The organism is Luteibacter aegosomatis, assembly GCF_023078455.1.
GTDB lineage: Bacteria > Pseudomonadota > Gammaproteobacteria > Xanthomonadales > Rhodanobacteraceae > Luteibacter > Luteibacter aegosomatis.
Map to the genome: position 1 here is coordinate 4,446,347 of NZ_CP095740.1, position 15,341 is coordinate 4,461,687.

Below are 15,341 nucleotides of genomic sequence, written 5' to 3' on the forward strand. Positions count from 1 at the left end.
AGGCCCCACGCATGTCCATGTCGATCCTCAACATTTCCGCCTACAAGTTCGTCGCCCTCGACGAACCCGCCGTGCTGCGCGAAGCGATCGCGGCACGCTGCGAGGCGTTGGCGCTCAAGGGCACCATCCTGCTCGCCCCCGAGGGCATCAACCTGTTCCTCGCCGGCCCGCGCGAGGCGGTGGATGCCTTCATGGCGTGGTTGCGCAAGGACGCCCGCTTTGCCGACATCGAGCCGAAGGAGAGCTGGTCCGACGAGGTGCCCTTCGGTCGCATGCGCGTACGCCTGAAGAAGGAAATCATCACCATGCACGCGCCCGCGATCCGCCCCGAGGCGGGTCGTGCGCCGCACGTGCTGCCCCGCGATCTTCGCCGCTGGCTCGATACCGGCCGCGACGACGAGGGCCGCGAGGTGGTGCTGCTCGATACGCGCAACGATTACGAAGTGGCCGCCGGCACCTTCGAGAACACCGTCGACTACGGCCTGTCGAGCTTCACCGGATTCCCCGATGCCGTCGCCGCCGACCGCGCGCGATTCGACGGCAAGACGGTGGTGTCGTTCTGCACCGGCGGCATCCGCTGCGAGAAGGCGGCCATCCACATGCGCAAGATCGGCATCGAACACGTCTTCCAATTGGAGGGCGGCATCCTGAAGTATTTCGAGGACGTCGGCGGCGCGCATTGGCGCGGCGACTGCTTCGTGTTCGACGGACGCGGTGCGGTGGATCCCTCGCTCGCGCCGAGCACCGCGCCATGAGCGGGCTGTACATCGAGCGGCGCGGCCGGGGCGACATTCCGCTGGTGATGCTCCACGGCTGGGCCATGCACGGCGGCATCCTCGCGCCGCTGGCCGAGGCCCTCGACGCACGGTTCGACATGTACGTGGTCGACCTGCCCGGCCACGGCCACTCGCGCGACTCGAACGTTCCGCTCGATCCGGCCGCCTGCGCCCGGGCCATCGCCGACGACGTGCCGCCCGCCGCGTGGCTGGGATGGTCGATGGGCGGCCTGGTGGCACTGGTGGCCGCGCTCGAACTGGGGGATCACGTACGTGCCCTCGTGCCCGTCTGTTCCACCCCGCGCTTCGTGCGCGCGGACGATTGGCCGCAGGGCAACGACGTCGCCATGGTGCAAAAGCTCGCCGCCGATCTCGACGCCGACTACAAGGCCACCGTCGACCGCTTCATCGCCCTCGAAGCGCTGGGCAGCGCCGATCCCAAGACCGAAACGCGCAAGCTCAAGGACGAAGCCTACGCGCGCGGCGAACCCGATCCGCGGGTACTCATGGAAGGCCTGCGCCTGCTCGAGGCGACCGACCTGCGTTCCCGCCTGGGCGAACTGCGCCAGCCCAACCTGTGGATCGCCGGACGCCGCGACCGCATCGTGCACCCCGAGGCCATGCGCTGGTCGGCGCAGGCCGCCGACGGTCGTTTCGAGGAAATCAACGCCGGGCACGCGCCCTTCATCGGACACGCCGACGACCTCGCGCGCGTCATCACGTCCTTCACTGAAACCCACGCATGAGCGATTTCCATTTCGACCGCCGCCAGGTCCGCCGCAACTTCGGCCGCGCCGCGGGCACCTACGAAAAGCACGACGCGCTCCAGCGCGAGGTGCAATCGACGTTGATCGACCGTCTCGAGGTCTACACGCCGGTGCCCGAGGTGGTGCTCGACGTGGGTGCCGGCACCGGGCGTGGCAGCGCGGCGCTGAAGAAGCGCTATCCCAAGGCGCAGGTCATCGCCATGGACCTCGCCCTGCCGATGCTTCGCCAGGCGAAGCACAACGCGGGCTGGCTCAAGCCGTTCTCGCGCGTGGCCGCCGATGCGTACACGCTGCCGGTGCACGACCGCAGCGTCGACATCCTCTTTTCCAACCTCTGCTTCCAGTGGTGCGAAGACCTGCCGCGCCTGTTTGCCGAGTGCGCACGCGTGCTCAAGCCCGGCGGCCTGCTGACGTTCTCCACGTTCGGCCCCGATACGCTGACCGAACTGCGCAGCGCGTGGGCGGCGGCCGACGAGCACGCGCACGTGGCACGTTTCCTCGACATGCACGACGTAGGCGATGCCATGCTGGCCCAGGGCCTGCGCGATCCGGTGCTGTTCGCCGAACGCTATACGCTCACCTATCCGACGCCACGCGCCTTGCTCGACGAGTTGCGCGGCCTGGGAGCCAACAACGCCGATGCCGATCGTTCGCGCGGGCTGACCGGCAAGCAGCATTACCGGCGGATGATCGAGGCGTACGAGGCGATGCGTAGCGACGGGACGATCCCTTCCACGTGGGAAGTCGTGACGGCTTACGCGTGGGGAGCGCCGGAAGGGCAGTCGCGCCGGGAGGGGAGCGGCGAGGTCGCCAGCTTCCCGATCGACAAGTTGCGTGGATCGCGGCGGAAGACGCCGTTCGGTTGAGCGGCATCGCTCGCCGTGAACCGGGGCTCCGGGTCCCTTCGCACGCAGGAGCCCAGGACCTCGGTCATCCCGAAGCGCGACGCGTCGCCACGAGCTTCTCCAACGCCCCGGCATCCCCCGGCGCCTTCACCTTCGCATCGTTGTCGAAATACACGTAAACATCCCGCGCCGCCCGCTTCGGCGGCGCCTTGCGCGAGATGCGTGGATCACCGGCGGGCTGCGCGCCGCGCGCCCACGCACGCACCCGCCGCGCCCACTCCTTCAACGCTTTCTCCCCATAACCGCTGGCGTACAGCTGGATGTCGCCGTGAAGACGCACGTAGACGAATCCCGCCGTCACGTCGAAATACCGGGGGAACTTGCCCGCCGCATCGGCCACCACGAGTCCGATGCCATGCTTGCGCAGCAGGTCGATGAAGGCGGGATCGACGAAGCTCTCGTGACGGATCTCCACCGCATGGCGCAACCGTCGCGACCGATCCACCGCCAGCCACGCGCGTTTCTTCAGTTTCGCGTCGTGGCGACGTCCCAGTGCCGCGGCATCCCTCGTGGTACGCGGCAATTGCGCGAAAAACGCATCCATGAGGTCCGCGTCGAAGCGGAAGTTCGGCGGGAACTGCCACAGGATCGGCCCCAGCTTTTCCCTCAGCGCCAATACGCCGGACGCGAAGAAATTCGCGAGCGGCGCCTCAACGTCGCGCAACCGCTTCACGTGGGTGATGAATCGAGGTCCCTTTACCGCGAAAACGAAACCTCGGGGCGTATCGTCATACCAGCGGCGGTAACTGTCCGGGCTCTGCAACGAGTAGAACGATCCGTTGATCTCGATGGTCCGGAACCGGCGCGAGGCGAATGCCAGCTCGTCGCGCTGCACGAGATCCTCAGGATAGAAGACGCCGCGCCACGGCGCGTAACGCCAGCCGGAAATGCCGATGCGAACGGTAGCCATGGCACCATGGCATCGCGCGAGCCGTGCACTTGCGGTGAACGCTTTCGTCAATCGCGTTCACGACGGAAGCAGCCGTCCAGGTGATCGTCGATCATGCCCGACGATTGCATCAGGGCGTAGCAGATGGCCGTGCCGGCGAACTGGAATCCACGCTTGCGCAGCGCTTCGCTCATGCGATCGGAGCGGATGCTCCTGGAAGGCATCTCGTCGACGTGGCGGACCCGGTTGACCACGGTCCGGCCGTCGACGAACGACCAGAGGAACGCGGCCAGGGATCCCTCGGCGTCGACGAGACGCAGCGCGGCCCGGGCGTTGTTGCGCACGGACGCCAGCTTGAGCCGATGACGGATGATGCGGCGATCCGTCGCGATGCGCGCCATGGCCTCGTCGTCGAGCGCCGCGACGGCGGCGATATCGTAATCGAGGAACACGCGCCGATAGGCGGCACGCTTGGCCAGGACGGTACGCCAGGCCAGGCCGGCTTGCGCGCCTCGCAGGACGAGAAGTTCGAACAGCCTGCGGTCGTCGTGCGTGGGCACGCCCCATTCGGTGTCGTGGTAAACGCGTTCCGCGTCGGTCGTATCGGCCCATTCGCAGCGCATCGGCGGCGCCCCTCGTCCTTTCCTCGGAGCGAACGAGAATATCGACGCGTTTTCCGTCAAGATGTCCGTTTTTCACGGTGTCCGGCGTACGCATGAACGAACCCAAGCCATCGCAGGGCGCTGTCGTCGCGATGGGCGCCACCGTCATCATCTGGGCGAGCAGCTGGATCGTGATGAAGGGCGTGCTGGCCTATGCCGGCCCTTTCGATTTCTCCGCGTTGCGCTACGGCATCGGATGCGCGCTGATGTTCGTGGTGTTGCTGGTGATGCAGCGACCGCTGGCTCCCCCGCCATGGGTCGGCACCGCGCTCGTGGGACTCACCCAGACGGCCGCGTTCCAGGGCCTGGGGCAGTTGGCCCTCACCACCGGAGGCGCGGGCCACGTGGTGCTCCTGGCGTACGCGATGCCTTTCTGGGCGGTATTGCTGGCGTGGCTGATCCTGCGCGAGAAACCCACGCGAAGGCATTGGCTGGGACTCACCCTCGCCGCCGCCGGCCTGCTCGCGGTCATCGCCCCGTGGAGGGGATTGGGCCGCATGGAGAGCACGCTCTTCGCCTTGCTCGGCGGCATGTGCTGGGCCTTCGGCACGGTGATGAGCAAGCGCATGTTCCAACGCCACCGCTGCGATCCGTTGAACTTCACCGCCTGGCAGATGCTCTTCGGCGCCGCCGCGCTCACCCTGACGGCCCTGTGCGTGCCGCAACGTCCGATCGCATGGACGCCCGCCCTCGTCGGCGGCCTGGCCTATTCGGTCGTGTTCGCCACCTGCCTGGCATGGACGCTGTGGCTGGTGGTGGTACGCCGGCTGCCTACCGCCGTGGCCGCCTTGTCGGCGCTGGCGGTGCCGGTGCTCGGCGTACTCATGGCCTGGGCTTTCCTGGAAGAGCGGCCCACGCCGAACGAATGGATCGGCATGGTCTTCATCGCGGCCGGCCTCTTCGCCGTCAGCGGCGTACGTTTCGCACGCTCACCACGGTAAGGCGTCGAGATCGACGTTGCCGCCGGTCAGCACCGCGCCGACCCGGTGGCCGACGAAGCGATCCGGGTAGCGCAGCAAGGCGGCCAGCACGGTCGCGCTGGACGGCTCGACCACGATCCGCAGCTCCGACCAGAGCAGCCGCATCGCGGCAACCACCTCCGCGTCGCTCACCCGCAGGACCGACACGCGGTGCTCGCGCAGGACGCGGAAATTGGGCTCGCCCACGAGGGTACGCAAGCCATCGCAGAGGGTCTCGGGAGTGAACGGACCCACACGCTCGCCGGCTTCCAGCGACCGCGCCGCGTCGTCCGCGCCTTCCGGCTCCGCGGCGAACAGGCGCAGCTTCGCATCGATGGCATGCGCCGCGATGGAACAGCCTGCCGCGAGTCCACCGCCGCCCACCGGAAACAGCACGGTGTCGATATCGGGATGCTGCCTCAGCAACTCCGGCACCACCGTACCCTGCCCCGCCATCACGCGGGGATCCGCATAGGGATGGACCAGCGAGGCGCCCGTCGCGGCCTGCACCTGGGCCGCCTTCGCCTCGCGCGCCGCCGTGGTCGGCTCGCAACGATGCACCGTGGCCCCCGCGGCGACGATGGCATCGACCTTCGCCTTCACCGCGCCCTCCGGCACCACCACATGGGCGGGGATACCGCGCGTGCGCGCGGCCATCGCGAGCGCATTGCCATGGTTGCCCGACGAATGCGTCACGACGCCACGCCTGGCCTCCTCGTCGTCCAGCGACCACACCGCGTTGGTGGCGCCGCGAAACTTGAAGGCGCCGCCGCGCTGGAGGTTTTCGCACTTGAAGCGCACCGCCGTGCCGACCCGCGCGTCGATGAGATCGCTGCGCAGGACCGGCGTGACCGTGGCATGCGGCGCGATGCGGGCGGCGGCATCGCGGATGTCGTCCCAGGTGGGGATCGCATTCATCCACCGAACTCCACGCCGCAGACGAAGCGGCGTTCGGCGCCGGGAGACAGCGTGATCGCGTCCCGGCAATCCTCGCGATTGAACGCATTGGGGATGCATTCCATCGGCTCCAGCGCCACCGACTTGCGCGCGTCGCGCTCGGCCGTATCGGAGGTGAAGGCGAGCATGACGCCTTTTTCCTGCCATACCGCGATGCGGCGACCGGTGGCCGGATCGCTCAGGTACGTGCGTGCGCGGCCGTCGGCATCGCGCGCCAGTTTCGCATACGTGTTGTTCAGCTCGGTGTGGCCGATTGCCCGCGCCTGGCGGAAATCCAGCGAGGCATCCGCTTCGCCGATGGGCTGCCACGCCGTCGGACCCGGCACCGGGATGAAGCCCTCGTCGGCGACGATGATCTCGTCGGCGGGAATCTGCAGCACCCATCCCTCGATGGGCGTGTCGGACAGGCGGAAGTACGGATGCCAACCGAAGAAGGTCGGCGCATCGCGATCGCCGACGTTGCGCGTACGCGCGTCGACGGTCAGCCCCTTCCCGTCCAGCGTGAAGGTCACGGCGAAATCCAACGCGAAGGGATAGCCTGGGCGCGCTTCCGGCCGGATCGCCTGCGTGGCGAACGTGACCTTCGCGGCATCGTCTCCCCCCGTTTCGTCCCGCACGTCGAACCGCTCGCCGCGCAGGAAGCCATGACGGCTCGCGCGATCCTTGCCCACCACGCCCGGCTGCAGATCGTAGGCCTGGCCTTCGAACGTGTAGCGCGAATCCTCCACACGGTTGGCAAACGGCGTCATGATCGCGAAGCGCGAGCCCTTGTGCGGCACCAACTCGGCTTCGTCGCGAAAACCGTCGGCGATGTCGTGGCCGTCCAGCTTGATGGACAGCACCGTGGCGCCATGGCGGGCGATGCGTACCTCGCGATGTGCGACGGTGTCGGTCAGCACGACCAGTTCCTGGGCTCCGAGGGAGTCACGCGTGACGGTGAAACGGGGCATGGGGTGGTTTCCTTTTGGCGAATCCGACCGCATGTTAGCCTGCCAGCCAGTCATTTGAGCTTTCTCTGACGCCATGAGCGACCGTTCGGACACCCCCACCGCCCCCATCCTCCTCGCCGATTACCGCCCGCCTGCGTGGGCGGTGGAACACGTGGAACTGGCCTTCGACCTGGGGATCGATCGCACCGAGGTCACCGCCCGCCTCGAGGTGAGGCGCGTGGCCGACGAGCCCATCCGCCTGAACGGCGAGGGGCTCGAACTGCTCGAGCTGACGGTGGACGGCCGACCGCTCGGCGAAGGGGAGTACATTCTTGCGAACGGCGTGCTCGAACTGGCCATTGAGGGCGAGCGCGGCACCATCGGCACGCGGGTCGCGCTGAAACCGGCCGAGAACACCGCGTTCGAAGGCCTCTACCTTTCCGGCAGCCGCGAAGCGGGTTTCCTGCTCACCCAGTGCGAGGCCGAGGGCTTCCGCCACATCACCTTCTTCCCCGATCGTCCGGACGTGCTGTCGAAGTACACGGTCACCCTGCGCGCCGACAAGGCACGCTTCCCGGTGCTGCTCGCCGGCGGCAATCCCGATGGCGACGGCGACCTTCCCGACGGTCGCCACTGGGCCCGTTTCGTCGATCCGCATCCCAAGCCCAGCTACCTGTTCGCCCTGGTCGCCGGACGCCTGGAACGCATCAGCCGCGAACACGTGACGGCCGACGGCCGCACCGTGGCGCTGCACATCTGGGCCGAGCCCGACGCGATCGACCGCTGCGACTACGCGATGGACTCGCTCGTGCGTTCCATGACCTGGGATGAGCAGGCCTACGGTCGCAATTACGACCTGGACGTGTTCCACGTCGTCGCCACGCACGATTTCAACATGGGTGCGATGGAGAACAAGGGCCTCAACATCTTCAACGCGAAATACCTCCTCGCCGATCCGGATTCCAGTACCGACGACGAATACCGCCACGTCGAGGCGGTGGTCGCGCACGAGTATTTCCACAATTGGAGCGGCAACCGCGTCACCTGCCGCGACTGGTTCCAGCTGAGCCTGAAGGAAGGTCTCACGGTCTTCCGCGAGCAGAGTTTCTCGGCCGACATGAACTCGGCGCCGCTCAAGCGCATCGAAGACGTGGCGCTGCTTCGCCGCGCGCAGTTCCCCGAGGATGCCGGTCCGCTCTCGCATCCGGTGCGCCCGTCGCAGTACAGCGAGATCAACAATTTCTACACGGCCACCGTGTACGAGAAGGGTTCGGAACTGGTGCGCATGCTCGCCGGCCGACTGGGCCGGGAGGGCTTCCGCAAGGGCATGGACCTCTATTTCGACCGGCACGACGGCCAGGCGGTGACGATCGAGGATTACCTCAGGGCGCTGGGCGATGCGAACGGCATCGATCTCATGCCCTACCTTGCCTGGTACGAGCAGTCGGGCACGCCGCGCCTGAGTGCCGAGGCACGGCACGATCCGGAGGGCCGACGTTATCGCCTCACCCTGCGCCAGCGCACGCCGCTGGGCACCAGCCAGGGTTCGCGCAAGCCGTTGCCCATTCCCGTGCGCCTGTCGCTGTTCGATCGCGACGGCCGCGCGCTTCCGCTGCGCCTGGAGGGTGAAGGTGCCGCGGTTAGCGTCGAGCGCACCGTGGTGCTCGATACGGCCGAGCAGGTGTTCGTCTTCGAAGACGTCGCGCAGGCCCCGGTCCCGTCGCTGCTGCGCGGCTTCTCCGCACCCGTGATCCTCGAGTACGACTACGCGCCGGACGAGCTGGCGATCCTGCTCCGTCACGATCCCGACGGCTTCAACCGCTGGGAAGCGGGCCAGCAGCTCGCCGGCCTCGCCTTCGACGATTGCCGCGACGGTCGCGATGCCGGTCCGGCAATCACCGCGTGGACCGGTGCTCTGGCGGATCTCTTCGCCGAAAGCTCCGTGGACGACGCGCTGCTCGCCGAGCTGCTCACGCCGCCCGGTGAGATCGAGCTGGTGGAGCGTCAGGCCGAGCGCGATCCCCAGCGCATCCGCGACGCCCGCCAGCGCATGCTCGGCGCCCTCGCCTCGCGCATCGGCGCGCCGCCGCTGCGTGCCCGTTACGAGTCGCTGCGCGCGCACACCAGCGCGGCGCTGGACGCCGCCAGCCAGGCTCGACGCCAGCTCAAGCGGCGCGTGCTCGACCTGCTCGCGCTGGTAGCCGCCGACGAGGCGCGCACGCTGGCCCACTCGCAATACGACCACGCACCGGGCATGACCGACCGCCTCGCCGCGCTGTCCACCCTGGCGCTATCGGATGCGAACGCCGCCGCGGAGCCCATCGCGCACTTCCGCCGACGTTACGAGGGCAACGCCCTGGCCCTCGACAAGTGGTTCGCGATGCAGGCCCAGTTGCCGGGCGAAAACACGCTCGCACGCGTCCAGGCCCTGGAAGGCGACCCGGCGTTCACGCTGAAGAATCCCAACCGCGTCCAGGCCCTGATCGGTACCTTCGCCCGCGCCAATCCCACGGGGTTTCATCGTGCCGACGGCGCGGCGTATCGCTGGCTGGCCGATCGCCTGCTGGCCCTGGATGCGCTCAACCCCCAGGTGGCGGCACGCGTGGCCACCGCCTTCAACGGCTGGAAGCGACTGGAGCCGGTGCGACGCGAGGCAGCCCATGCGGTGGTTGCGGAACTGTCCGCGCGGAAGGACCTCTCCCGCGACCTCACCGACATCCTCGCGAGGGTGGCGCTCGGTTAAGCGTGCGCTGCATCACAGCATAAAAGTGCGGGGGATCAAAAAAGTGACGCTCCGCGTCACCCATTGCCGAAACCGAGCAGGTTGTTGACAAAAAAGTCACGCACGGTTCATTGGAACGGTGTAGTGTTGCCCTCAACGAACGAAGCCGCACCCAAGGGCGCGGCTTCTCGTGCCAGTCATACGGTTTCTGGCGCCCGGCAGCACGGTCATCCTGGATTCCCCCTGTTCCTGAGACCGCCGGGCGCCAGATCTCATTCGTCGAACGAATGGGGCATCCTTGCCCACCCTTCCGCTTCCTTCCCCCGGCACACGGCCGAACCCCTGTCGTCCAGCCTCGGCGCGCGGATAGTCGCGCTGCGTCCGCCCGGGTGAAGTGCCCGCACGGTCAAGCACGAGTCATGCCATGCCTGCCGAAAGGGAGGTCACGCTGCGGCGCAGCGTCGTGCCTTGCGCCGGCGTAAACTAGCCCATCGGCCCCTCGACGCCCTGAACCAAGATGCTTCATCAAGAATCCTACGACGTGATCGTGGTCGGCGGCGGCCACGCCGGTACCGAGGCCGCGCTGGCCGCGGCGCGCGCCGGCGCTCGCACCCTGCTGCTGAGCCATAACATCGAAACCATCGGCCAGATGAGCTGCAATCCCGCCATCGGCGGCATCGGCAAAGGGCACCTGGTCAAGGAAATCGACGCCCTGGGCGGCGCCATGGGCCGTGCGGCCGATCGCGCAGGCATCCAGTGGCGCACGCTCAACGCCTCGAAGGGACCGGCCGTGCGCGCCACGCGCTGCCAGGCCGACCGCGCCCTCTACAAGGCCGCCATTCGCTCCATGGTGGAAACCCAGCCCAACCTGTGGCTGTTCCAGCAGGCGGTGGACGACCTGATCCTCGCGGGCGATCGCGTGGCCGGCGTACGTACCCAGATGGGCCTGGATTTCCATGCGCCCGCCGTCGTGCTCACGGCGGGCACCTTCCTTGCCGGAAAGATCCACATCGGCCCGGCACAGTACGCGGGCGGCCGCGCCGGGGATCCCCCTGCCACCACGCTCGCCTCGCGCCTGCGCGAGCTCCCGGTCGCCGCCGATCGCCTGAAGACCGGCACCCCACCGCGCATCGACAGCCGCAGCATCGACTTCTCCGTGCTCGACGAGCAGCCGGGCGACGATCCGATGCCGCATTTCTCGTTCATGGGGTCGCCCGCCGACCATCCGCGCCAGGTGAGTTGCTGGATCACGCATACCACCGAGGCGACCCACGACCTCATTCGCGGCTCGCTCGACCGCTCGCCGCTGTACAGCGGCCAGATCGAAGGCGTGGGCCCTCGCTACTGCCCGTCCATCGAAGACAAGGTCGTTCGTTTCGCGGAGAAGACCTCGCACCAGATCTTCGTCGAGCCCGAAGGCCTCGACACGTTCGAGATCTATCCCAACGGCATCTCCACGTCGCTGCCCTTCGACGTGCAGTACGCGCTCGTGCGATCGATACCCGGCTTCGAAAACGCGCACATCACGCGCCCGGGCTATGCGATCGAATACGACTACTTCGACCCGCGCGGCCTGCACCCGTGGCTGGAGACGAAGAACGTCCCCGGCCTGTATTTCGCCGGTCAGATCAACGGCACCACGGGTTACGAGGAAGCGGGGGCCCAAGGCCTCATCGCGGGCATGAACGCCGCGCTGGCCGTGCGCGGCGACGCTCCCTGGTATCCGCGACGCGACGAAGCCTACGTCGGCGTGCTGATCGACGATCTCACCACCAACGGCACCATCGAGCCGTACCGCATGTTCACCTCGCGCGCCGAATACCGGCTGCACCTGCGCGAAGACAACGCCGACCTGCGCCTGACCGAACAGGGCTACGCGCGTGGCGTGGTACCCGAGGATCGCTTCCGTCGCCTCGAGGCCAAACGCGAGGCCACCGAGCGCGAGACGACGCGCCTGCGTGGCCTTTGGGCCGCCCCCACGAATACGCTCGGCGCCGCGGTGGAACGCTCGCTCGGCGTCGCCGTCAGCCGCGAGACGCACGCGCTCGACCTGCTGCGCCGCCCCGAGTTCGATTACGCCGCCGTCACCGCCGTGCCCGAGCTGGGCCCGCCGGTGGACGACGCCGAAGTGGCGTTGCAGGTGGAAGTGCAGGCGAAGTATTCCGGCTACCTGGAGCGCCAGCGCGACGAGATCGAACGGCAGCGCAAACACGAATCGACGGCCATTCCCGATGGCTTCGACTACGACCGAGTGCGCGGGCTGTCGGCCGAAGTGCTGCTGAAGCTGAAGCACTCGCGGCCGGCGACGATCGGCCAGGCCTCGCGGATCAGCGGGGTAACGCCGGCGGCGATCTCGTTGTTGCTGGTGCACCTCAAGCGCCGCGCGGCCTGAATCGCGGACAGGGTCCGCTCCCACCCTTCGGTAGCAGGCTTCCTACCCAAGGGTGGAAGCGGACGCTGTCCGCCATTCGAGCGAAACGTCGCCCCCATGCCGACCGGCAGTCGGCTTCCTCACGCCCCATCTGGCATCATTTGCCACCAGTGAAGCCCCTTACGGAAGGTCAACCATGCAAGTCTGGATCGGACGCAACGGCGAACGCTTCGGCCCCTACACCGACGACGAAGTGCGCCAGTGGCTTCGCGACGGCACCGTTCGCACCGACGAACTCGGCTGGTACGAAGGCATGACCGACTGGCGCCCGATGGGTGAGCTCTTTCCCGAGGCTCGCCCCGAAGCCGCGGTCGCGCCGCCGTCGCCGCCGCCCTTCCTCGGCATCAACGAGACCGCCGAACCCGACTACGCCACGTTCTGGAGCCGCGTCGGCGCCTGGGTCATCGACTACATCGTGCTCATGGTGCCGTTCACGATCATCAGCATGGCCATGGGCCTGGGCAGCCTGATGACCGAATTCCTGTCCAGCTTCGAGCGCGACCAGACCGCGGCGTTCGCCGCGTACGCCACCGCCGTTCGCCCGATCAGCCTGGTGCTGGTGATCGTGGGCTATCTCTATTACGTCTTCTTCGAAAGCTCCAAGTGGCAGGCCACGCCCGGCAAGATGGCGCTGGGCATCCGCGTCACCGACGTGCAGGGCCGCCGCCTCACCCCGGCCCGCGCCGCGGGACGCAACGCGATCCGGTTGGTGAACGTGCTCAGCTCCCTGGTGCCCTTCGTGTTCTACATCGTCGCCGCCTTCACCCAGCGCAAGCAGGGCGTGCACGACCTGCTTGCCGGCACCTACGTGCTCGTCGGCCGGGCGAGCCAGGCGGTCGAGCCTGCGCCGTCGGTGCACCCGGGCAACCACGGCAGCTTCGACGCCTGACCTTCCTCCCCGGCCTTCCCGGCCGGGGCGTTCCCCGCGCTTGCTATCATCGACGGCCCGGCCCGACGTACCGGCCGGCTGAGCAACGCACAGGAACGACATGCAGAGCATCGAACAACGTATTGCCCAGGACATCGCCGCCAAGCCCGACCAGGTGCGCGCGGCGGTGGAACTGCTCGACGGCGGCGCCACCGTGCCGTTCATCGCGCGCTACCGCAAGGAAGTCACCGGCGGCCTCGACGACACGCAGCTGCGCCTGCTCGAAGAGCGCCTGCGTTACCTGCGTGAACTGGAGGACCGCCGCGCGGCCATCCTCGACAGCATCGCCGAGCAGGGCAAGATGACCGACGCCCTCAAGGCCGACATCCTCACCGCCGACACCAAGGCCCGGCTGGAAGATCTCTACCTCCCCTACAAGCCCAAGCGGCGCACCAAGGCGCAGATCGCCCGCGAGGCCGGCCTCGAGCCGCTGGCGCTGGGCCTTCGCGACGACCCATCGCAGGATCCGGAAACCTTCGCTACCGGCTTCGTCGACGCCGAGAAGGGCGTGGCCGATACGAAGGCCGCCCTTGACGGCGCCCGCGCCATCCTCATGGAGACCATCGCCGAAGACGCCGCCCTCGTCGGCGAACTGCGCGACTGGCTGTGGGACAAGGGCCAGATCCGCGCCACCGTGGTGCCCGGCAAGGAAAACGAAGGCGCGAAGTTCCGCGACTACTTCGACCACGTGGAACCCGTATCGAAGATTCCCTCGCACCGCTTGCTCGCGCTGATGCGCGCACGCAACGAGGGCGTGCTGGAAATCGACCTCAATCCCGGCCTCGACGCCGACCAGGGCCATGCCGAAGGCGAAGGCCGCGTCGCCGCGCGCGCCGGCATCGTCAACCAGGGCCGCCCGGCCGACGCGTGGCTGCGCGAAACCGTGCGCCTCACCTGGCGCGTGAAGCTGCACCTGCACCTTACGCTCGACCTTTTCGGCCGCGTGCGCGAAAACGCCGAAGACGAAGCCATCCGCGTGTTCGGCGAAAACCTGAAGGACCTCCTGCTGGCCGCTCCCGCCGGCACGAAGACGGTGATGGGCCTCGACCCCGGCATCCGCACCGGCTGCAAGCTGGCCATCGTCGATGCCACGGGCAAGTTGCTCGCGTACGACACCATCTATCCGCACGAACCGCGAAACCAGTGGGACCAATCCATCGCGCGCATCGCACAGTTGTGCAAGCAGCACGGCGTGAACCTCATCGCCATCGGCAACGGCACCGCCTCGCGCGAAACCGACAAGCTCGCCGGCGAGGTGATCCGCAAGCACGCCGACCTCAACCTCGCCAAGATCGTGGTGAGCGAAGCCGGTGCGTCGGTGTACTCGGCTTCGGAACTGGCAGCGAAGGAATTCCCCGACCTCGACGTCTCGATCCGTGGCGCGGTGTCCATCGCCCGCCGCCTGCAGGATCCCCTCGCCGAGCTGGTGAAGATCGAGCCCAAGGCCATCGGGGTGGGCCAGTACCAGCACGACGTGAACCAGGTGAAGCTCGCCCGCGCGCTCGATGCGCGCGTGGAAGACTGCGTGAACGCCGTGGGCGTGGACGTCAACACGGCCTCGGCGCCGTTGCTGGCGCGCGTGGCGGGCCTGTCGTCCAGCGTGGCCGAGAACGTGGTCAAGCACCGCGATGCCAACGGCCCCTTCCCCAGCCGCAAGGATCTCCTCAAGGTGCCGCGCCTGGGCGACAAGGCCTTCGAACAGTGCGCGGGCTTCCTGCGCATCACCGGCGGCAGCAATCCGCTGGATGCCAGTTCCGTGCATCCGGAGGCCTACCCGGTCGTCGAGCGCATCCTCAAGCAGTGCGGTCGCGAGGTGAAGCAGGTCATCGGCGACAGCGGGTTCCTGCGCGGTCTGAAGGCCGAGGATTTCACCGACGAGACGTTCGGCCTGCCGACGGTGCGCGACATCCTCAAGGAACTGGAAAAGCCCGGCCGCGACCCGCGTCCGGAATTCGTCGCGCCGAGCTTCGCCGAAGGCGTCGAAGACCTCAAGGACCTTCGCGAAGGCATGGTGCTGGAAGGCCGCGTCACCAACGTGGCGGCCTTCGGCGCCTTCGTGGACATCGGCGTGCACCAGGACGGCCTCGTGCACGTCTCGGCGCTATCGCACACCTTCGTCAAGGATCCGCGCGACGCGGTGAAGGCCGGCGACATCGTCAAGGTGAAGGTCATGGAGATCGACATACCCCGCAAGCGCATCGCCCTGAGCATGCGTCTGGACGACGTGCCCGGGGAAGCGCGTGGCGGACGTCCCGCGCAACGTGACGACGCTTCCGGCGGCGGTCGACGCGGTGGCCAGGGTGGCGGGCGCGGCCCGATGCCGTCCAAGCCTGCCGCCGCGCCCGCCAACAGCGCTTTCGCGGACGCGTTTTCCCGCGCCCTGAAGAAGTAGGCCCTTTCGGCAAGAAACTTCTCA

12 protein-coding genes are annotated in these 15,341 nt (G+C 67.9%); 8 read left to right on the forward strand and 4 right to left on the reverse strand.

All coding sequences use genetic code 11. The annotated features are described in order from the left end of the window. Window positions 1-11 precede the first annotated feature (11 nt). The 3 genes from L2Y94_RS19910 to bioC are packed head-to-tail and all read left to right on the forward strand — an operon-like array spanning window position 12 to window position 2,409. Complete coding sequence (locus tag L2Y94_RS19910; RefSeq protein WP_345780008.1) at window positions 12-755, forward strand: sulfurtransferase; 744 nt, start codon at window positions 12-14, stop codon at window positions 753-755. Next, complete coding sequence (gene bioH, locus L2Y94_RS19915) at window positions 752-1,522, forward strand: pimeloyl-ACP methyl ester esterase BioH (protein ID WP_247371483.1); 771 nt, start codon at window positions 752-754, stop codon at window positions 1,520-1,522. The genes L2Y94_RS19910 and bioH overlap by 4 nt, the downstream gene beginning before the upstream one ends. Continuing rightward, entirely contained in the window at window positions 1,519-2,409 is an 891-nt protein-coding gene (gene bioC, locus L2Y94_RS19920; RefSeq protein ID WP_247371485.1) for a malonyl-ACP O-methyltransferase BioC, read from the forward strand. Before bioH ends, bioC begins: the two co-directional genes overlap by 4 nt. A 64-nt stretch (window positions 2,410-2,473) precedes the next feature. On the opposite strand, the gene L2Y94_RS19925 is transcribed toward bioC, so the two are convergent. After that, a complete protein-coding gene (locus L2Y94_RS19925; protein ID WP_247371488.1) occupies window positions 2,474-3,358 on the reverse strand; it encodes a DUF72 domain-containing protein in 885 nt (294 codons plus the stop codon). Between the two features lie 47 nt (window positions 3,359-3,405). Then, complete coding sequence (locus L2Y94_RS19930) at window positions 3,406-3,960, reverse strand: DNA-3-methyladenine glycosylase I (protein WP_247371490.1); 555 nt, start codon at window positions 3,958-3,960, stop codon at window positions 3,406-3,408. Between the two features lie 92 nt (window positions 3,961-4,052). Here L2Y94_RS19930 and L2Y94_RS19935 point away from each other — a divergent pair, with 92 nt between their 5' ends. Continuing rightward, window positions 4,053-4,940 (forward strand): DMT family transporter, encoded by an 888-nt coding sequence (locus L2Y94_RS19935; protein ID WP_247371492.1) that lies wholly within the window; start codon window positions 4,053-4,055, stop codon window positions 4,938-4,940. On the opposite strand, the gene L2Y94_RS19940 is transcribed toward L2Y94_RS19935, so the two are convergent. Both L2Y94_RS19940 and L2Y94_RS19945 read right to left on the reverse strand, forming a co-directional pair. Next, on the reverse strand, window positions 4,929-5,876 hold the full coding sequence (locus L2Y94_RS19940) for a threonine ammonia-lyase (RefSeq protein WP_247371494.1): 948 nt from the start codon (window positions 5,874-5,876) through the stop codon (window positions 4,929-4,931). The genes L2Y94_RS19935 and L2Y94_RS19940 overlap by 12 nt on opposite strands. After that, on the reverse strand, window positions 5,873-6,865 hold the full coding sequence (locus L2Y94_RS19945; protein WP_247371496.1) for an aldose 1-epimerase: 993 nt from the start codon (window positions 6,863-6,865) through the stop codon (window positions 5,873-5,875). Before L2Y94_RS19945 ends, L2Y94_RS19940 begins: the two co-directional genes overlap by 4 nt. A 73-nt stretch (window positions 6,866-6,938) precedes the next feature. Here L2Y94_RS19945 and pepN point away from each other — a divergent pair, with 73 nt between their 5' ends. The 4 genes from pepN to L2Y94_RS19965 all read left to right on the forward strand — a co-directional run bounded on the left by pepN (window position 6,939) and on the right by L2Y94_RS19965 (window position 15,317). After that, on the forward strand, window positions 6,939-9,587 hold the full coding sequence (gene pepN / locus L2Y94_RS19950; protein WP_247371499.1) for an aminopeptidase N: 2,649 nt from the start codon (window positions 6,939-6,941) through the stop codon (window positions 9,585-9,587). A 496-nt stretch (window positions 9,588-10,083) separates the two neighbouring features. Continuing rightward, on the forward strand, window positions 10,084-11,958 hold the full coding sequence (gene mnmG / locus L2Y94_RS19955) for a tRNA uridine-5-carboxymethylaminomethyl(34) synthesis enzyme MnmG (RefSeq protein WP_247371501.1): 1,875 nt from the start codon (window positions 10,084-10,086) through the stop codon (window positions 11,956-11,958). 175 nt (window positions 11,959-12,133) lie between these two features. Then, window positions 12,134-12,886 carry an RDD family protein gene (locus tag L2Y94_RS19960; protein ID WP_247371503.1) on the forward strand — a complete coding sequence of 251 codons (753 nt, stop codon included), beginning with the start codon at window positions 12,134-12,136 and terminating at the stop codon, window positions 12,884-12,886. Between the two features lie 100 nt (window positions 12,887-12,986). After that, on the forward strand, window positions 12,987-15,317 hold the full coding sequence (locus tag L2Y94_RS19965) for a Tex family protein (protein ID WP_247371505.1): 2,331 nt from the start codon (window positions 12,987-12,989) through the stop codon (window positions 15,315-15,317). The last annotated feature ends 24 nt before the right edge of the window (window positions 15,318-15,341 follow it).